Source organism: Pseudoalteromonas sp. MT33b, assembly GCF_014117385.1.
Taxonomy (GTDB): domain Bacteria; phylum Pseudomonadota; class Gammaproteobacteria; order Enterobacterales; family Alteromonadaceae; genus Pseudoalteromonas; species Pseudoalteromonas lipolytica.
In genome coordinates this window covers 825,610-843,990 of sequence record NZ_CP059831.1, presented here as the reverse complement: position 1 = coordinate 843,990, position 18,381 = coordinate 825,610, and the positions used below count along the sequence as shown (strand labels likewise).

The 18,381-nt window shown below is 41.3% G+C and carries 18 protein-coding genes; 6 read left to right on the top strand and 12 right to left on the bottom strand.

The window, feature by feature from the left end; translation table 11 throughout:
* Positions 1 to 81: 81 nt before the first annotated feature.
* Positions 82 to 549 (top strand): YcxB family protein, encoded by a 468-nt coding sequence (locus H3302_RS03950; RefSeq protein WP_182396170.1) that lies wholly within the window; start codon positions 82 to 84, stop codon positions 547 to 549.
* Positions 550 to 576: 27 nt separating this feature from the next.
* Here the strand turns inward: H3302_RS03950 and csrA are convergent, their stop codons facing one another.
* From csrA to ribA, 6 genes are all read right to left on the bottom strand, one after another.
* Complete coding sequence (gene csrA / locus H3302_RS03945; RefSeq protein ID WP_036970495.1) at positions 577 to 768, bottom strand: carbon storage regulator CsrA; 192 nt, start codon at positions 766 to 768, stop codon at positions 577 to 579.
* A gap of 93 nt (positions 769 to 861) precedes the next feature.
* Positions 862 to 2,079 (bottom strand): aspartate kinase, encoded by a 1,218-nt coding sequence (locus H3302_RS03940; protein WP_036970498.1) that lies wholly within the window; start codon positions 2,077 to 2,079, stop codon positions 862 to 864.
* 6 nt (positions 2,080 to 2,085) lie between these two features.
* Positions 2,086 to 4,686, bottom strand: coding sequence for an alanine--tRNA ligase (gene alaS / locus H3302_RS03935; RefSeq protein WP_065978417.1), 2,601 nt, complete (start codon positions 4,684 to 4,686; stop codon positions 2,086 to 2,088).
* 17 nt (positions 4,687 to 4,703) lie between these two features.
* The gene (locus H3302_RS03930) at positions 4,704 to 5,156 is read right to left on the bottom strand and encodes a regulatory protein RecX (RefSeq protein WP_036970503.1); all 453 of its coding nucleotides are present in this window, start codon (positions 5,154 to 5,156) and stop codon (positions 4,704 to 4,706) included.
* Positions 5,156 to 5,950: a BPSS1780 family membrane protein gene (locus tag H3302_RS03925; RefSeq protein WP_065978419.1), complete on the bottom strand. Its 795-nt coding sequence runs from the start codon at positions 5,948 to 5,950 to the stop codon at positions 5,156 to 5,158. The genes H3302_RS03930 and H3302_RS03925 overlap by 1 nt, the downstream gene beginning before the upstream one ends.
* 78 nt (positions 5,951 to 6,028) lie before the next feature.
* Positions 6,029 to 6,655, bottom strand: coding sequence for a GTP cyclohydrolase II (ribA, locus tag H3302_RS03920; RefSeq protein WP_036970507.1), 627 nt, complete (start codon positions 6,653 to 6,655; stop codon positions 6,029 to 6,031).
* A gap of 340 nt (positions 6,656 to 6,995) precedes the next feature.
* On the opposite strand from ribA, the gene H3302_RS03915 reads away from it, so the two are divergent.
* Positions 6,996 to 8,066 carry a TonB family protein gene (locus H3302_RS03915; RefSeq protein ID WP_182396169.1) on the top strand — a complete coding sequence of 357 codons (1,071 nt, stop codon included), beginning with the start codon at positions 6,996 to 6,998 and terminating at the stop codon, positions 8,064 to 8,066.
* Here H3302_RS03915 and H3302_RS03910 read toward each other — a convergent pair whose 3' ends face one another.
* Both H3302_RS03910 and H3302_RS03905 read right to left on the bottom strand, forming a co-directional pair.
* The gene (locus tag H3302_RS03910) at positions 8,067 to 8,495 is read right to left on the bottom strand and encodes a low molecular weight protein-tyrosine-phosphatase (protein WP_182396168.1); all 429 of its coding nucleotides are present in this window, start codon (positions 8,493 to 8,495) and stop codon (positions 8,067 to 8,069) included.
* Between the two features lie 9 nt (positions 8,496 to 8,504).
* Positions 8,505 to 9,011, bottom strand: coding sequence for a DUF3087 domain-containing protein (locus H3302_RS03905; protein ID WP_074989455.1), 507 nt, complete (start codon positions 9,009 to 9,011; stop codon positions 8,505 to 8,507).
* Between the two features lie 118 nt (positions 9,012 to 9,129).
* On the opposite strand from H3302_RS03905, the gene H3302_RS03900 reads away from it, so the two are divergent.
* Genes H3302_RS03900 through H3302_RS03890 form a run of 3 tightly spaced genes read left to right on the top strand, consistent with a single transcriptional unit; the run spans position 9,130 to position 10,924 of the window.
* Positions 9,130 to 9,777, top strand: a complete 648-nt coding sequence (locus tag H3302_RS03900) for an energy transducer TonB (RefSeq protein ID WP_182396167.1) — start codon at positions 9,130 to 9,132, stop codon at positions 9,775 to 9,777.
* Positions 9,778 to 9,783: 6 nt separating this feature from the next.
* The gene (locus H3302_RS03895) at positions 9,784 to 10,335 is read left to right on the top strand and encodes an RNA polymerase sigma factor (RefSeq protein WP_065978423.1); all 552 of its coding nucleotides are present in this window, start codon (positions 9,784 to 9,786) and stop codon (positions 10,333 to 10,335) included.
* The gene (locus H3302_RS03890) at positions 10,325 to 10,924 is read left to right on the top strand and encodes a hypothetical protein (protein ID WP_182396166.1); all 600 of its coding nucleotides are present in this window, start codon (positions 10,325 to 10,327) and stop codon (positions 10,922 to 10,924) included. Before H3302_RS03895 ends, H3302_RS03890 begins: the two co-directional genes overlap by 11 nt.
* Positions 10,925 to 10,991: 67 nt before the next feature.
* Here the strand turns inward: H3302_RS03890 and H3302_RS03885 are convergent, their stop codons facing one another.
* A complete protein-coding gene (locus H3302_RS03885) occupies positions 10,992 to 11,873 on the bottom strand; it encodes a hypothetical protein (RefSeq protein ID WP_182396165.1) in 882 nt (293 codons plus the stop codon).
* A 48-nt stretch (positions 11,874 to 11,921) separates the two neighbouring features.
* Positions 11,922 to 12,671: a hypothetical protein gene (locus tag H3302_RS03880; protein WP_075593833.1), complete on the bottom strand. Its 750-nt coding sequence runs from the start codon at positions 12,669 to 12,671 to the stop codon at positions 11,922 to 11,924.
* Between the two features lie 325 nt (positions 12,672 to 12,996).
* On the opposite strand from H3302_RS03880, the gene H3302_RS03875 reads away from it, so the two are divergent.
* Entirely contained in the window at positions 12,997 to 14,133 is a 1,137-nt protein-coding gene (locus tag H3302_RS03875) for a PQQ-dependent sugar dehydrogenase (RefSeq protein ID WP_036970531.1), read from the top strand.
* A gap of 171 nt (positions 14,134 to 14,304) precedes the next feature.
* Here the strand turns inward: H3302_RS03875 and H3302_RS03870 are convergent, their stop codons facing one another.
* Both H3302_RS03870 and pbp4b read right to left on the bottom strand, forming a co-directional pair.
* Entirely contained in the window at positions 14,305 to 15,681 is a 1,377-nt protein-coding gene (locus H3302_RS03870; protein WP_036970533.1) for a Na+/H+ antiporter NhaC family protein, read from the bottom strand.
* Between the two features lie 94 nt (positions 15,682 to 15,775).
* A complete protein-coding gene (gene pbp4b, locus H3302_RS03865) occupies positions 15,776 to 18,223 on the bottom strand; it encodes a penicillin binding protein PBP4B (RefSeq protein WP_182396164.1) in 2,448 nt (815 codons plus the stop codon).
* Between the last annotated feature and the right edge of the window lie 158 nt (positions 18,224 to 18,381).

Below are 18,381 nucleotides of genomic sequence, written 5' to 3'. Positions count from 1 at the left end.
GACAACAAAATGAAAACCAACTACGGTAGTTTTTTTCTAAAAATGATAAACTTCATGTATCAAATAATGTGAGTACCATGAATGTCGCTAAGTATAACTTACACACTAGATAAACCTTATTACTATGAGTGCTTTGATGAGTCATTGCCCTACTCTTCACAGGCAAAACCAAAATATCCATTATTAGTATTGCTAATAAGCCTAGGGTTACTTGCCTTTTATATGCTTGAAAACCATTACCTTGGCAGCTTTATGTTTATGCTGGCTATCGTTGAGTGTTTATCGTTTTACTACAAACGCCCTTGGTGGGTCACTAGGCAAATGCTGAGTCGCGCATCAGGCAGTGAAGTAACCGTTAGTTTTGATGATGAGGGTGTAAAAGCCGAAAACCCTTACAAAAGCTACCAATTAAGTTGGCAGCAAATCAATGAGATTATTGAAACAGAGCAGGGTTATATTTTAAAAGCAGACAAAGGCATGCAGTATTTATCAAAGCAAGCGCTAAACGAAGCAATGACCACCGTGCTAAATAAAAGAGCCACTCAATGAGTGGCTCTTAAAAAATCTTTTTGCTGATTAAACATTACCCGGATTAGGGTTAGATTTCTCTGCTTGGATTCGCATGTAAATTTCTTCACGATGTACAGAGACATCTTTAGGTGCATTTACACCAATGCGAACCTGATTTCCTTTAACACCAAGAACAGTAACTGTTACTTCGTCACCGATCATTAGGGTTTCACCTACTCTTCGAGTTAGTATTAGCATTCTCTTGCTCCCATGTTCCAAAAAATTAAAAGATTCCGCGTCAAAATCATTTTAATGAAAACTAGACCTAAAAGTAAGTAAAAACTCTATATCTTACTCATTTTCAGTTAAAAAAACTTTGTGTAGTGCACGTACAGCCAGTTCTAAATACTTTTCATCAATTAAAACTGATATCTTTATTTCTGATGTTGATATAAGTATCACTTTGATGCTTTCTTGTGCAAGTGCATTAAAAAATAAACTTGCGACACCTGAGTGAGATTTCATCCCTACGCCAACAGCAGATACCTTGGCAACATTGCTTACTCCATTTATAGATTCAGCTTTGATAGCACTTTGGTTACTGGTTAAAATTTCAAGCGCCTGCTCAAAATCATTTGTGTGCACAGTAAAAGCATAGTCTATTTTTTCAAAGTTATGATTAACTTGATTAATCATATCTATTTCGATACCGAATTCTGCAAAAAGTTGCAAAATTTTTGCAAGGTTTTCCATTCCTTGTGGCACTGCGTTGACATAAATAAGACTTTCATCTCGATTAAACGCAATACCCGACACAATATTTGCTTGCACATCCGGCTCCTCAAAACTGATCAAGGTCCCTTGATCGGGATTAAAACTCGATAACACCCTGAGCGGTATATTATACTTTCCTGCTGCTTCGACACTGCGAATATGTAAGACCTTTGCGCCTAAACTCGCCATTTCGAGCATTTCTTCAAAAGTAACATGGCTCATACGACGCGCATTTGGTTCAATGCGTGGATCGGTCGTATAAACGCCGTCAACATCAGTATAAATTTGGCATTCATCGGCATTAATTGCCCCCGCAATTTCAACTGCTGAGGTATCAGTGCCGCCGCGACCTAACGTGGTGATATTGCCCTCGATATCACGGCCTTGAAAACCAGCAATAATTGCAATCCGGTTATGCTCAAGCTCATGCTTTAGCCGTGTCGCTGCAATTTCTTCAATACGGGCTTTACCGAACATATTGTCGGTACGAATATTTACCTGATCGGCAAGTAAGCTAACAGCTGAGTGTCCACGCTTAATTATTGCCATTGCCAACAACGATACCGACACTTGCTCACCAGTGGTAAGCAACACATCGAGTTCACGGGCACTAGGCCGAGAATCTATTTGTTTAGCGAGGTCAATCAGACGGTTAGTTTCTCCCGACATAGCCGAGAGTACCACCACAACTTGATGGCCTTGTTGTTTTGTTTTAACAACAAGGTCGGCGACGGCCTCAATACGCTCAATGGAGCCCACTGAAGTGCCGCCGAACTTTTGGACGATAAGTGCCACTAGTGATTAAGAACGTTCAGATAACCAACTAGTTACGCTTTCTAAAGCTGCGCTTAGGTTCTCTGGCTGAGTACCACCCGCTTGCGCCATATCAGGACGACCACCGCCTTTACCGCCCACTTGTGCAGCCATGTGATTAACAAGTTCACCCGCTTTCACTTTGCCTGTCAGGTCTTTAGTTACACCGGCAATTAAGCTAACTTTGTCGCCGTTTGCTACACCAAGTGCAATCACGCCTGAACCAATCTTCGTTTTCAGGTCATCAACCATGCCACGTAATGCTTTCGACTCTGTACCAGCTACATCAGCAACTAGAAGTTTAATACCATTCACTTCAACAACTGAGTCAAGTAGCGATGCACCCGCCGCACTTGCTAGCTTATCGTTAAGCTGAGCAATTTGCTTCTCAAGCCCTTTTGACTTTTCAAGGAGTGCTGTTACTTTTTCAAGTACCGTGCTGCTATCACCTTTTACTAGAGCTGCAACATCGTTTAACTGTTGCTCCTGCTCACTGACATACGCAACAGCTTCAGCACCTGTTACCGCTTCGATACGACGAATACCAGCTGCAATGCCGCTTTCTGATACGATTTTGAATAAACCAATATCACCAGCACGCTTAACGTGAGTACCACCACACAGCTCGATTGAGTAATCACCAATCGTGACTACGCGCACTTCGTCGTCGTATTTCTCACCGAATAACGCCATCGCCCCTTTTGCCTTGGCCTCATCAATTGCCATAAGCTCAGTCTCAAGCGCAAAGTTACGACGGATTTCGTCGTTCACTGCACGCTCAATTTGACGTAATTCATCTTTTGTTACGGCTTCAAAGTGAGAGAAATCAAAACGTAAACGCTCAGGGTCAACCAGTGAACCTTTTTGACTTACGTGATCACCTAAAATTTGGCGAAGCGTTTCATGTAAAATATGCGTGGCAGTATGGTTTTTCTTAATGCTATCGCGACGTGCTGCATCAATTGTTGCTTCTGCTTTGTCGTTTGTACCAATGCGGCCTTGTACACGACCATGGTGCGCAAATGCATTACCCAGCTTGGTAGTGTTAGTAACAACAAACTCACCACCCGCCACTTTTAACACACCCGTGTCACCAACCTGACCACCTGACTCGGCGTAGAATGGTGTACGGTCAAGAATAGCAATACCTTCTTGGCCATCTTCAAGTACAGAAACAGATTGGCCCTCGGCAAATAATTCAACCACGGTGCCAGTGTAGTGCTCTGAATCGTACCCTTTAAAGTCTGTGTGTTTTTCAGATTTAAGTTGCTGGTTATAATCAGCACCAAATTTACCCGCTTGCTGTGCTTGCTTACGCTGAACAGCCATGCACTCTTGAAAACCTTGCTCATCAATAGTCATGAAACGCTCACGCGCAACGTCAGCCGTTAAATCAGCAGGGAAACCGTAAGTATCGTAAAGCTTGAAGACTAAATCACCCGGGATCACATCACCTTCGATGTCAGTAAGGCTTTCTTCAAGAATTGCTAGACCACGCTCAAGTGTTTTACCAAACTGCTCTTCTTCGATGCGTAATACTTTTTCGATAATTTCTTGTTGCTTAGCAAGCTCAGGATACGCTTGACCCATTTGCTCGATTAGTGCAGCAACAAGCTTATAGAAGAACGCGCCTTTTGCGCCAAGTTTGTTACCGTGACGTACTGCACGACGAATAATACGACGTAATACGTAACCGCGGCCTTCGTTTGATGGCATAACGCCGTCAGACACTAAGAATGCACACGAACGAATGTGGTCAGCCACTACGCGTAATGATTTATCATTTAAATCTTGCGCGTTGGTTACTTTAGCCGCCGCAGCAATGAGTGCTTGGAACAAATCGATTTCGTAGTTTGAGTGAACGCCTTGTAAAATAGCCGCGATACGCTCAAGACCCATACCAGTATCAACAGATTGCTTAGGAAGCGGCTCCATTGTACCGTCGGCATGGCGGTTGTATTGCATGAATACGAGGTTCCAAATTTCGATGAAACGGTCGCCATCTTCTTCAGGTGAACCTGGAGGCCCCCCCCAAATTTCTTCACCGTGATCATAAAAGATTTCTGAACATGGACCACACGGCCCCGTGTCACCCATTGACCAGAAGTTATCGCTCGTTGCAATACGAATGATGCGGTCTTCACTTAGACCCACTTCTTTGTGCCAAATGTTAAACGCTTCTTCGTCATCGTGGTAAATAGTAACCAATAACTTTTCTTGCGGTAACTTTACAGTCTCTGTTAAAAACTGCCACGCAAACTTAATCGCGTCTTGTTTGAAGTAATCGCCAAAGCTGAAGTTACCTAACATTTCGAAGAATGTATGGTGACGTGCAGTGTAACCCACGTTTTCAAGGTCGTTATGTTTACCACCTGCGCGCACACAACGCTGTGAGCTGGTTGCACGTGAATAAGGGCGGCTTTCCGCACCTAAAAATACATCTTTAAATTGCACCATGCCGGCGTTATTGAATAATAATGTGGCATCGTTGCCCGGGATCAGCGAGCTTGAAGGAACAATTTGGTGTTGTTTAGAGGCAAAAAAGTCTAAGAACTGTTGCCTGATCTGTGCGGTAGTCATATGCTGCATGTGAAAGTCTCACCCGTTTATTGCTGTGCTTGCATTGCAAAATCAATTTGTTCGTAATTAAAGCCTCGATACATCAAGTAGCGTACACGTTTCGCTTTTTCTTTCTGATCGAGTTCTTTACGTGAATTTGAAAACTTTTTTAAATATGCGTCCTGTGCGAGCTCAAACCAATCGATTTCGAACTCTTCGAGCGTCTTGTCTAACAAAGCCCGATCTATCCCTTTTGCCATTGCTTCGCTTTGGATGCGTTTAGCCCCATGATACTTCGCTAAATGGCGGCGTACAAACCCTTCGCAGTAGCGCTGCTCGTTAATAAAGTTGTGTGACTCACACCAATCTAACAAACGCTCTGTAAACTCGGGCGTCGCTTCTTTTTGTTGTAGCTTTCGAGTTAAATCACGACGCGAGTAATCTTGTCGTGAAAGTAACCAAAGTACGTAATTTTTTAACTTTTTTTCTTTATCATCCATTACGCGTCAAAGCGTCCTGATTGTGACGATGTTTCTGGTGTCTTTGGTTGGTCATCACTTTTTGGCACAACTGGCATAAAAATAGCCTGAAAAGACACGAAGAAGCTAATGTAACAAATTGGCATTAAAACCAATAGTGGAATAAACGATAAAGGTATACAGATCAGCATTAATACAGCACAAATCAAACCGTAAACACCTAACGGAGCCATATTATGATAAAACACCATGAACGAGGTTTTTAATACCTGGAACATGTTGGTTTGCTTTTGAAAATAAACCAAGGGGACTGCATAAGCAAACGCCGTTAAATATACACAGATTGCCAGTAAAAAAACGGCCACTTGCCCCATAGAAATGGTTGCCAGTAAATCCGCTATGTGTGTTTGGTTTTGTGGGTCGAACGTTTGACTTGAAATAACCGCATAGGCATCTGCAAAGATAAAATTAGATAACACCGCTAATAAAATGCCCGCCGCCATTTGATACACAGCAACTCGCACTAAACCAATACGATTCCCTTTATTGGTAAACGGTTTAAAGATATCTGCCTGACTAATCGTGCCACCTTGTTGTTTAGTTAGCACCGCTTGATAAAAGCCCGCCATTAAAAATGGGGCAACAAATGCACCGACAACTTGCAGCAGGGGTAACACTAACGATAAGAAACCAATCACACCTATTAATAGGTGCATTAAAATAAACGTAAACGGTTGCAGCTTAAAGATTTCCCAACCTGCTTTAAACCATTTTACGCCTGCATCGGCTTTAAAAATACGCACTTCGATCGACATAGCTTCTCATTCAATAACGACAAAACGCACCGAGTATAACTGGGTGCGCTATTTGTTTATAGTCACCTGCTGTGAAAATTATTCAGGCTTTTTAATTTTTTTGATATCAAGCATGTGTGAACCATGTTTGATTTTTGTTTCTAAGTAAGCGCGATTACCAACAACACCTGCTTTAATGTGTGCATGCGTGCCGACAACTGAATCAACTTCAATGCCAGCATCACGCAGAGCTTTGAGCTTATTTGGGTTGTTAGTCATTAACTTAACATGCTTTTGATTAAGTGCCTCGAGCATTAAAACGGCGTCAGAGAAATCACGCAAATCATCGGCAAAACCAAGGTGGTTATTCGCTTCGTAAGTATTCATACCTTGCGATTGCAATACATAAGCATCAATCTTATTGTATAAACCTATGCCACGCCCTTCTTGGCGTAAATATAATAAAATTCCACCTTGCTCATGCATCATTTCAATGCACTCATTTAACTGCTCACCACAGTCACAACGCGAAGAATGAAATACATCACCCGTTAAGCACTCTGAATGCATACGAATTAAGGGGATGTCTTGCTCGGTGTCGGCTTGATTAAATACTAAAGCAATATGCTCTTGGCCATCATTTAAACCACTAAACGAGACGATTTCTGCAGGGATATCACTGTTTTTGCCAACATTTAGCTGGACTCTTGCTCTTACTTGCGCCACGACAAATCCAAATTAAAAAAATAAATGCAATACTGCAAATGTGATTACAACAGTTTGAGGTTGTAAGAATGCAACATACGACGAGTGATAACTAATATTGAGGCAGTTACCAGCAATTCAAGTATTATACACTCAAACCAGACGAAGATACGAGCTTTGCACATCTTTCAAGCTTAATTTTACAGCCGTATTCATCAACACTTCCTCCGCATTTTTAACTAGAAATTACCCAATTAAGTGACATTTATAATACCTTTTGCTAATCTCGACTAATAAATATGAGTAACCCTCGTTTGTGGTTTATTTAAAAGCTAACTTGCGAAATATAATAAGGATTATTATGAAAAAAGCCTCTTTAGCCATATGTTTAGGCATACTATTAAGCCAGCCTTGTTTAGCTAATCAAGATATAAACAGTGAGTTTAATGAAACTTACCGCGCCTATTTAGCTGCACTTGAAAACCAACAAGACACTACCGAACTTGCGCAAAAAGCCTATCAACTCGGTCAAAAAGTGTATGGCGAAAACACCGATAATACAGCGAATTTAGCCATTAACTACGCAAATAGCCTTGCCACGTACCAGCACGAAAAACAATACGAGTTATACAAAACGGCATACACTATTTTAGAAAAAAGACATGGTGAACACAGTACCGAAGTCTATGATGCACTGCTCGGCATGGCTGAATCGACTCAATCAGCAAGAAAAGCAAGTGCTTACTTAAGCGACTTAATTAGTATTGCTGAGCAACAAAAGAATGACAAACTGGTTGCCGACAGTAAGCTCAATGCAGCGCGTATTTTGGCCCTTAAAAACAGTGGTGAACGTTACTTAACAGCTAAACGTTACCTAGAAGAAGCCGATGAATATTACAAAGATAATGTGCCAAGTAACTCGCTAGAGCGTATTCAAGCAGACTTTTTAGCCGCTGCTTTTGCTCAAAGCAGGCACGATTATGACTACGCAATTGAGCGTCTTAACCATGTTGTTAAAGTATTTGATGACGCACTCAGTTTTGATCACAAAGCCGAACTGGACGCCCACTCTAAGCTAGTTCATTTATACGAAAAAATAGGTAAAAGCGATGAAGCAACCAAACACTGTATTGCTATCGCAAAAATGGTGCCGTGGAAAGACAACCAAGAGCAAGAGCCCTTGTATCGCGTGCATCCTAAGTACCCCATGTCAAAGGCACAGCTTAGACAAAGTGGTTCTGTTATTATGGAGTTCGAAGTGACTCCCACAGGCTTTGTAGATAACGTTGCCGTACTTGAGTCTAAAGGCGGTAAAGCATTCGAAGTAGAAGCTATAAAAGCAATGAAAAAGTGGCGTTATGCCCCAAAATTTGAAGATGGGCATGCCGTTGCATCAACAACCCAAGTTCAGCTCGACTTTAAAATAAACTAATCAAAATAAACTAAAAGGTCGCAGTGCGACCTTTTCAAAACCTTGATCGCCACCATAATAAGGATCGGGAATTTCTTGCTCGCCCGCATCACCATGGCTTAAAAATAACGACAATTTATATTGCAAATGCTCAGGGCATTGCGCGTGTAAATCAGCAAGGTTTTGCTTGTCAGCCGCTAAAATAAAATCAAACTCATAAAAATCAGCCTGCGTAACCGGGCGCGAATAAATCCCTTTAAAGCTGTAGCCTCGTTTTTCGCCTGCTGCTTTTGAACGTGAATCAGGTGGATTACCTTGGTGATAGCCAATCGTGCCTGCTGAGTCGACTTTTACATTAACATTAAGCGTCTTTGCACGACTTCTGAGCACCGCTTCAGCAGTTGGTGAGCGGCAAATATTACCCAAACATACAACCAAAACCTTCTTCATTACTCGTCCTTAAAAGTTCTTTAAAATAGCCTCATCATAACGCTCGGCATCCAGGCTTAAATTATATTTCTCGGCGACACTATCAAGCTCAGCTTGTTTAATTGCCAGCTCATCCATAGTGATGGTGTTGTCGTCGAGCTGCCATAACAAACGCGAGCCAGCATAGCTGTAATGAATCGCTAATAAAGCATCGGCATTGCCCTCACGCCCAGCCGCTTTTAGCTTTGGCATTTTACGGGTAATCTTATTCAGCGCTTTTTTAAGCTCCCACACATACACAATCTCGGTCATATAATCATGGTTGCGGTATTTATTGAGTACAAAGCCCACCAGTAAACTGCACACAACAACCCCCAATAGATTCCAGTGAAAATGACTCCCACTTGGGTCTGGGAATAACGCAATCAAGGTTTGTGAAATGGCTAAACTACCAACGGCTAAAGCAATAACACACGCTACAATAACGTGGTTTAAATGCTTACGGTAACGGGCTTTATCTATTTGAATGAGTTTCATAACTACCTAAAGAATCACACTAATTAAAGTGAAAAAATAAAAAGTGAAAATAGTTTCACCCCTTTTTTATTTGCCAGCCGTTTTAGCTATGAAAGCAATTATCCAAAAAGGAACGGCTATGCATACTTTACCACTAAACTCAGCAAGCTTGAATAACAGCAATGGCGCTTTAAAGACAATCGTCGCAATTATAGGTGGCGGGGTAATGACCTTTGCTGCATTTGCCTTTATGCAATACCTAATTTCAGCAGAGCAACGCGCAGATATAAAAATGGGCCCCGATATTACCGTTGAAATTTACCAAGTGCCCGAAGACTCAAAAGTGCAAGTAAAGCAAACTTTGCCGCCACCCCCCGTTACTCAGGTGCCACCGAAAACGCCCCCGCGGCCAGCTGCTGAAAACCCAGATACAATAATCATTTCCGATGCAACACCTACTATGACATTTGATGATATTGGCGACTCACTCAGTAAAGCAATTAATCAACCAACCGGTGATGCGACCCCTATCGTGCGTATTAACCCTAAGTATCCCCCTGTTGCTGCACGTGATGGTATTGAAGGATGGGTGCAAATTAGTTTCAGCATTTCACCCACCGGCGAAGTTATCGACCCAGTCATTATTGACGCTGAGCCAAAACGAGTATTTGATCGAGAAGCTATTCGCGCTATAAAACGTTGGAAATACCGCCCCAAAGTAGTTGAAGGTGTGGCACAATTACAAACAAACCAAAGCGTTCAACTTGATTTTAAAATAGATGGATAACGGCCTATGCTAATGAGCATCAAGACATGGTTATTTGACACGCCAAACAGCGATTGTTTGGCGCTGTATGCCAAAACAGGCGACAACCGTTATCTCAACCAACTTGTTGCTCAATACGGTAACGACCTTTATCACTACCTAGTAACACAAAGTGATAAAGATTTAGCATTCGATATTTGCCAGCAAACCTGGTTAAAAGTCATTGATAAACGTGACTTTTATCACGCGCAAAACAACCCAAAAGCGTGGCTATTTCGTTTAGCGCGTAACGTGCTAATTGATGAGTTTCGAAAACAACAAAAATTTGTTGAACTAGAAGACAACCAGCTAGTGTCTGAGCCACACGATGCAAGTTATCACTACGATTATGACGCATTTGATAAAGCACTAATGGCGCTTAGCTTTGTGCAGCGAGAAGCACTGACCCTGCAGCAAGAAGGCTTTAGCCTCGATGACATTGTTGCCATTACACAAAGCAACCATGAGACCATAAAAACTCGGCTGCGATACGCCCGTCAAAACCTAAAACAACAACTTGGAGGCAATCATGAAGCGTAACGACGAGCAATTTGATGCCGATTTAAAAGCGCATTATCAAAAACGCAAAGCACAGCATACTTTAAGCCCTGAGCAGCTGACGCAAATGCAAAAGCCACAACAAGCTCGCTCAAAACAGCAACGCTTTTTAGGACTTCAAATGACAGGTGTTTTTGCTGCGCTGGCCATTTTGGGCTTTATTATGTTGCAATACAATAACCGCGAACTGACTGACGTATATGCTGTAGATTTATCAGATTACCACTGGCTTGAAGTTCATGAACTTGACGCAAAAGGCGGCTATGTCAGCAACCTAAAACAACAAAAACAGACCCTAGATGCTGACTACCAACACGCCCTTGCAGCTCATCAAACCCGTACCCGCTTCACTGGCCGCTTAGTCAGTGTTGATAACGATTGGTATATCGCAGACTGCGAGCAAAATATACTCGTACAAATAAAACAGTCACTACTTGAAGAGCTACAAAAACACGGCACACTCGATACCCACATTCACCAAGGCGACCTGTTGGCCCTTGACCAAAATCAACAAGGGCAAATCATCGCACTTAAACAATTAACGCATGAAGCCATGAAATGTGAAGCATAAAAAGCTTAAGCCAATTTTTCGAGCCTAAGAGGCGATTTAACGCCGAGATATTTAGATTGAATAACAACTACTCCGGAATAAGAGAGTCATTAATATCAAGTGCTATGCTTATAATTTTTCCTCTAAGTCTTTGAGTATCAGTTTCTTCAATTAGACCCAATTTAGACAATACATTGATTATAATAGAAAAATCAATGAAAAAATACGCAATTTCAATCCCTCCTTTGTTCTGGCATGAGCCATAAGAGTTTATTTGAAACACAACGCCAAAATCTAAAAACATTTCGTAGAAAGAGTACAAAGATATTAAATTAACTTTTAATAAATCGAGGTTACTTAGTGAATATAGTTTTTCACTCAATACTTCAATATTTATGATCTCTTTACTTTTAGGCACCCATAAATCAAAGCAAACCATTTCTTCGGGGCTATTTTCTGGAAATAATTTTTTATATAGCTTTTGACTATCAATACATAAAGCTGATTTAAAATCTCTACTTTGAAGAATGTTGCTCTGATAAGAAACTTGCTCTTTTAGCTCTAATTTTACTAACTCAGACAGTGCTTTCCTATGTTCTATGAACAGAACAAAATTTTCTTTCTTATTGGCCAAATTAAATTGCTGTTGAGAAATATCTAACTGCTTTTCTATTTTATTTAGCTGATGTGAAACTTGAATGCTTCTGAAATACATCCCTATTAATGAGGTAATAGCAACCATAGAAGTAAAGACACCTATAGGTAACTTGAAGGTACTAGAAAAGCCAACCCAGTTTTCAATTAGTTTAAAATCTGTAGATAGCTGTTCACTAGTGAATAGTGCTTGTAATAAGAAAAATACTATAGTTATTATTGGAGTAGCATAAAAAGAAATCTTAAAACGACTTTTCCATAAAGTTAGCTCTTTATCATAGTCTTCACTTATTACTTCGCTTTCCTTTCTTTCCATACCATGTATCCAAATATCAAATTATTTTAAATAGCATTAATTTTTGGGTCATGCCCCGACCTTCGGCAGCATACTCTTACTAATCACTTTGAATGTATCTAGATCTATCAACATCGAATAAACTTCGTTGTTGTTGATGAATACCACAAATAGATTGCCTTCGGCGTTGAGATTAGACTCTACAATGCGGTTGTAACCTGAAATGACTTCGGTGTAGTTTGAGCCATCAATCTTGCTAAGCGCAAAGGTGCGCTTATCTTTGCCATCAAGCCGTTTATCATTATTGCTATCGTTTTTGATAACCTCATAAGAGACCCCACGAGGAGTATCGACTTGTTGCTCCATGTAGGCTCGAGTATCAAACTCTTTGTAATTGCTTAAAGCACCAAACTCTATGATTAACTGATCAGTTGTGTTAAATAGCCACTTTGCTTGATTGGTTTTGTCATTAATAAATAAGATATTCTTTGAGCGCGTGGGATTATATTTGTAGCTGCCGCTACCAAAGCTTTCGTAAACTGCTGATTCAGGTTTTATATCAACCGATCTTTTTTCTGACTCTAACGGGATGTAATAATAATCGCTATCAGCGACTTTTCGTGGGTACCCTAACTTCCACTTTTCTTGCTGCTTTTCATCTTCAGCTAAATTGAGCGCCTGATGATCCATTTGAGTATTAGATTTAAACAAAAAGCTCGCAAGATTATAGCCAACAACCAATATTGTGATAATTAAGCCAATAAGTAACACAAGGCCATTAATATTCCACACCCATTTGAAAAACTTTTCTGATTTCATACGTAGATTAAATCCATTTAAGTAACTGATATCTCTAAGCTACCAGTAAACTTAAAACAAAGCTATCTAGGGACGAAGGTTCGAGTTAATCAACTTGGCAGGTTTTTTCATGACTGTAATGCCTAATATTCGAGATTAAAAAGCCAACTACATTCATACATTTCATTTTTCGCGCGAAGTAAATTTCACGCCTACGGCTAACTTACAACCGCTTTTGTTCTATCCCGCTTTTTCTACCAATAGTCGCACTTTACTGAAAGTTAATAACAATTTACCTACGAACAAGCTAGGCTAATAGTATTGTGCTTAATAATTTGGAGTAACCATGAAAAAGTCTTTATTTAGCAGCCTCGTCGTCGCTTCTATCAGTTTAACCAGCTTGCAGGCATGTGCGCAGCCAGAGCAAACAATTCCGTTAGATGCCAGTGCCAATAAGTATGAGCTTGAATTAGTGAGTAAAGGGATTCAGATCCCTTGGGGTATGGCGTGGCTAAACGAGCGTGATTTATTAGTGACTGATAGGCGTGGTGAGTTAAGGCTGATCCGCGATGGTCAGCTTGATAAACAAATAATCAAAGGAACTCCTAAGCTTCACGCAGAAGGCCAAGGGGGATTACTTGATATAGAGCTCGACCCAAATTTTGCCGACAATGGCTGGATTTACCTTTCTTACTCAGGTTATGAAGGTGATGATGAAGGCTATAACACCTCAATAATGCGTGCACGTTTAAAGGACATGACGCTTGTAGACCAGCAACTCTTATTTAATGGTGAACCAAATACCACAACAACTAAACACTATGGTTCGCGTATTGAGTTTGATAAAGACGGTTATTTGTATTTTTCGATTGGCGACCGTGGCGACAGAGATGTTCACCCACAAAGCCTTGATTACGATGCGGGTAAAATTCACCGTATCAACAGTGATGGCTCTATTCCTGAATCAAACCCTTTTTATAACCATAAAAGCGCGCGTAAAAGCATTTACTCATATGGTCACCGTAATCCTCAAGGTATGGCTATGCACCCAGAAACTGGGGTAATTTGGAGTCATGAACATGGCCCTCGAGGGGGAGATGAAATTAATATTATTAAAGCTGGGGCTAATTATGGTTGGCCTGAGATCACCTACGGCATTAACTACATTGGTACAAAAATCACTGATGAAACAAGCCGCGAAGGCATGGAGCAACCTGATTGGTACTGGGTACCTTCAATTGCGCCCTCTGGTATGGCGTTTATAAATAGCGATAAATACCCGCAGTGGCAAGGGCAAATAGCCGTGGGCTCAATGAAGTTTGCTCACCTTGTGCTTGTTAAACTCGATGGTAATAAAGTCACTGGCCACAGCAAAGTATTTGAGGGTGTTGGCAGAGTGCGCAGTATTGCGACCCATCCAAATGGAGATTTATACCTTGGGGTTGATGGTGTAGGTATTTATAAAGTTGTGCCTAAAGCCTAGCTCCAAGCCTTAAGCTGTCACCTCGAAGAAGCTAGTTTTCAGTCGTCAGATATCAGATTTGAACGTGCTGGCTATCGAGATTTGAGAAGCGAGCCTAGAAATACGAGGTACGGACAATAAAAAACCACAGATTTCTCTGTGGTTTTTTATTGTTTGCTTAAGGGCTTAAAGTTACAAAACCAAAATACTGGTTACCAAATAAGCGATAAAGGTTAATGCGCCGCCGAATAAGGCGTAAGGCATTTGAGTTTTAACGTGGGTTAATAAGTCACACCCAGAGGCAATCGCCGATACCGCACTGGTATCTGAAATTGGCGAGCAGTGATCGCCAAACACACCGCCACCTAGAATGGCAGCAATAACCAGTGAAGGCGGTAAACCTAGCGCTTGAATAAGCGGCACACCAATTGGAATAAGAATGGCAAATGTGCCCCACGAGGTGCCCGTAGTGAATGAAATAACCGCTCCGGTTAAAAATAGCACTGGCACAACAAGGTAAATAGGTAAGAAATCACCCACAAGCCCCGCTACAAATACACCGGTGCCTAAGTCTTTTAAGCTCGCACCAAGTGTGAGTGATAACAAGACAATTGCAACCAGCGGTAATAATTCACCCATGCCTTTAAAGCCAATATCAACAAGCTTATGGTGAGTAAAATCACGAGAGCTAATCATTAAAAAGTAAGCGACTACACAGGCTAAAATAGTTGCATACAACACTGATTTTGAGCCACTGCCACTAGCAATATCGCCATCGCCAGTCCAGAACATAAAGCCAACCATGCTGCCAATTAAGGTAATAAGTGGAATAAGCATGTAACGCGCTTTTGAGCCTTTAACTTCTTCTGCTAATTCGGTTTCTTGCTGCTCAAAGTTCTCTTCGGCTTGTTTTAATGGCCCATGTACTTTGTCGAAAGTAATGGTATAAAACACGATGAGCAAGGTGATAATCGCATAAAAATTATAACCAATACTGCCCCACAGTACCGAAACAGCAGACTCTTCCATCTCGTAGTTACCAAGTAGGCCAAGCACATACGCACCCCAGCCGTTAAGTAAAATTAAAATACACACGGGTGCACTAGTACTATCAATAATATAGGCAAGACGCGCCCGGCTCATTTTAAATTTATCAAATAAACCACGCGATAAAATACCCGAAGTTAATACGCTCAAGTTCGATTCAATAAACACCGCAATGCCCGAGAACATGGTTAAATAACCCACTTGGCGCTTACTCTTAGCAACACCTTTGTTCATTAATAGGTTTACGGTTGCTGCCACACCGCCAGATTCACGAATATAGGCAAGCAGTGCACCAATCAAAATACTAAAAATAAGAATACGGCTGTTACCCGCTGAGCTCGCGACTTCGATTACCCGTTCAATGGTATTGATAAAAGTGTAAAACACGCTATTGCCTTCACCATTGAGGGCTAGCAAAAACTCAGACGACGCAACGGCGACCAATAAAGCCATGATCACTTCTTTGCGCCAAAACACAATTAAGATAGCAATCAAGGGTGGTAAAATTGAATACCAAGACATAAAAACCCTTTTAAATTAAGACCAATATTTTATTTTTATTATGCAAAAACTCGCTAAGCTTAATGGCTTTGCCGCTAAACTCAACTTAAATCGACTAGTGATTTAATATACTCTCATAAATCAGTGAGATAATTGAACCATACTTACCTGTTTCAAAACGCTTTCCAACAAATTCATAATTTTTATCGTTGCCCTCAATAGGTGTGTGACGGGCATTGGTAAGTAACACGATGGCAAGGTCATACTCGGGGTCAATCACAGTAACGGTGCCGGTCCAGCCAGTATGACCATAGGCTCTTGGGCTGGCATACGGGCCAAAATGCCATGTGCGTGCTTGGTGCCCTGCTCTTCGCCAGCCTAAGCCATAGGTTTCGTCGCTGGCTTGAGGCTGAGTAAATTGCGCGAGTACTTGTGGGGTAAATAACTGTTTATTGTCGTAGCCACCGCCGTTAAGCAGCACCTGCATCAATACCATTATATCGCCAGCCGAACTAAAGAGGCCTGCATGCCCTGCTACGCCCCCTAAAGCATAAAAGGCTTTTTCGTCATGTACTTCACCTTGCAATACATCGGTACGAATATTGTCAAACTCAATACGCCCGCCACGGGTGTTGCCATTTATTTCAGTTGCAGCAATCTGCGACGCTAAAAATCCCTTTTGCAAAGGGTTGTACACTGTGTGTGTTAACCCTAGCGGCTGATAGAGTTGGCTTTCGACATAGCTGTCGAGAGGCATACCGCTAATGCGCTCAATCAATACGCCTAGCAACATGTAATCAATATCTGAATAGAGGTGCTTTACATTACGCCCCGCCACAAAAGGCACTCCTGTAAGCAGTAAATTTTTGGTACGTAAACTGTTTTGCGAGAAAAACCGTTCGCCAAATTTATTATCTTTACGGTGAAAATCAACCACTGCAGGGTAACCTGCGCTATGCGTGAGCAAATCCTTTACTAAACGCTGCTCTCGACCGCTGCCTCTAAATTCTGGCAGGTAATAAAATAATGGTTTTTCTACATCTAACTTACCTTCGCTTGCAAGTTTCATTAACGCAAAGTTAGTAGCAAACATTTTTGAATTCGAGGCAATGTCGAATAAGGTATCGTTTTTCATCGCTTCAGGCGATGCGAGCAACGTGCCATCTGCATGGTACTTTTTAGCGGCGCCATAGTGGCTTAATTTAATTAACTCACCCTCTTTAATAACGCCAAGCACAGCGCCAGGAAATCCTGCAGCGACTTCTTTATTTATCAGCTCATCAACAGCCTTAAAACGGTCTTTATGTGTGCTTTTAATCAACGTTGGGTAAGGAAACCGCAATGTTAAGCTCGCCCCCTCTGGTTGAACATTGTCAACTTTAAAGGTGTTAATACCGTTATGAGTGCGTTTCGCTAAGCTGTATTGATATACTTTTTCAGCTGTTAATGGTGATGCGATATTAATTTTTTCACCATTAATATAAATATCAGCACTGCGGGCATCGTGGTTTTCAATGATTATTTCACCACGTCCCTTATACGCTTGAAACGTGCCTCGGTTATTTACTAACTCACGGCTACTAGGGTCGAGCGATGGAATACGTACGACAACTTGTGCATTCGCAAGCACCGTCGTCTCAGGCTCCGTTGCCAGTTGCTGTTGCTGATACTCTTTAAACAGTCTCTCGCTCTTTTTAGGAAAATACTTTTCTAATAAAGCAAACAGTACAGCTGCACTTCTGGCATCGTTATTACCGCTAACATGCCAAGGTAAAAAATGCATTTGAAAGGCGCTCAACGCATCTAATGTTTGTGAATCAAGTTGCCCCGTTGCAATCACCTCGTAACCGTAGCTGCGCATGGCTTTTTGCATTAACTCTGTCGAAGGTTTCGATGCACTAAATAACTGCCAATACTTATCGACCGTTTCGCTGTCGTACCACGCGCCAATACCCGCTTTATATAATTGATACCAAGGAAAACGCGGACCAGGATCATTTTTACGACTTGGCGCAATGTCTGAATGCCCGACAATTTGAGTTGGCCCAATATCTGGATTGCGTTTAAGAATATCTTTGCTTAAGGTAATTAATAATTCAATTTGCTTGGCATCATAATCAGGATAAATACACAGCTTGCTTGCATCATTTTGCATTGCAGGCGAACTATGCTCAGGAATATGACATGTAGGCACATTTACTATTTCAATGCCAATGGAGTGATCGTTTAAATCTTCACGTCCTTGCCAGTAACTTCGTCCAGCATGCCACGCGCGATCGTTCTCATCAACAAGTTGAATAATTTCTAATTTATCGTGCGGATAACTTGAATCGCCCGACTCCGGTAATAAGTAATGTGAGCTTAAGCCCCCTTCATCCACTAAAGCTCGCATCGACTTTTCGTAATCAATCGCGGTGTAGTGCATCACTAAAAACTTAACGCGATGACTGTAGTTAGCTGACTGGGTAAACGTATATTGATTACTGGCACAACTGACTAAAAGCGCAGCGCCACTGAGATAACACAGCTGTTTAAGTAATGTTTTTAAAGAGGGAAAACTCATAACAGTTTCATACCTGAAGTTTTAAGCATTGACGATTCACTGCAATACAGTAGCAACACCCACTTAACATGTAAAATATTTTATTTTAAGATCTAAGAATAAAAAGCATACATTATCGCTACCTCACTAAAAATGGTGCTATCTCAACAAATAATGTT

Excerpts from the sequence above, each read along its gene's own strand:
- H3302_RS03880 (WP_075593833.1), bottom strand. The coding sequence starts at position 12,671 with ATGAAATCAGAAAAGTTTTTCAAATGGGTGTGGAATATTAATGGCCTT.
- pbp4b (WP_182396164.1), bottom strand. The coding sequence starts at position 18,223 with ATGAGTTTTCCCTCTTTAAAAACATTACTTAAACAGCTGTGTTATCTC.
- H3302_RS03925 (WP_065978419.1), bottom strand. The coding sequence starts at position 5,950 with ATGTCGATCGAAGTGCGTATTTTTAAAGCCGATGCAGGCGTAAAATGG.
- H3302_RS03870 (WP_036970533.1), bottom strand. The coding sequence starts at position 15,681 with ATGTCTTGGTATTCAATTTTACCACCCTTGATTGCTATCTTAATTGTG.
- csrA (WP_036970495.1), bottom strand. The coding sequence starts at position 768 with ATGCTAATACTAACTCGAAGAGTAGGTGAAACCCTAATGATCGGTGAC.
- H3302_RS03875 (WP_036970531.1), top strand. The coding sequence starts at position 12,997 with ATGAAAAAGTCTTTATTTAGCAGCCTCGTCGTCGCTTCTATCAGTTTA.
- H3302_RS03910 (WP_182396168.1), bottom strand. The coding sequence starts at position 8,495 with ATGAAGAAGGTTTTGGTTGTATGTTTGGGTAATATTTGCCGCTCACCA.
- H3302_RS03890 (WP_182396166.1), top strand. The coding sequence starts at position 10,325 with ATGAAGCGTAACGACGAGCAATTTGATGCCGATTTAAAAGCGCATTAT.
- H3302_RS03905 (WP_074989455.1), bottom strand. The coding sequence starts at position 9,011 with ATGAAACTCATTCAAATAGATAAAGCCCGTTACCGTAAGCATTTAAAC.
- H3302_RS03930 (WP_036970503.1), bottom strand. The coding sequence starts at position 5,156 with ATGGATGATAAAGAAAAAAAGTTAAAAAATTACGTACTTTGGTTACTT.
- H3302_RS03915 (WP_182396169.1), top strand. The coding sequence starts at position 6,996 with ATGAAAAAAGCCTCTTTAGCCATATGTTTAGGCATACTATTAAGCCAG.
- H3302_RS03895 (WP_065978423.1), top strand. The coding sequence starts at position 9,784 with ATGCTAATGAGCATCAAGACATGGTTATTTGACACGCCAAACAGCGAT.
- H3302_RS03900 (WP_182396167.1), top strand. The coding sequence starts at position 9,130 with ATGCATACTTTACCACTAAACTCAGCAAGCTTGAATAACAGCAATGGC.
- H3302_RS03950 (WP_182396170.1), top strand. The coding sequence starts at position 82 with ATGTCGCTAAGTATAACTTACACACTAGATAAACCTTATTACTATGAG.
- alaS (WP_065978417.1), bottom strand. The coding sequence starts at position 4,686 with ATGCAGCATATGACTACCGCACAGATCAGGCAACAGTTCTTAGACTTT.
- H3302_RS03885 (WP_182396165.1), bottom strand. The coding sequence starts at position 11,873 with ATGGAAAGAAAGGAAAGCGAAGTAATAAGTGAAGACTATGATAAAGAG.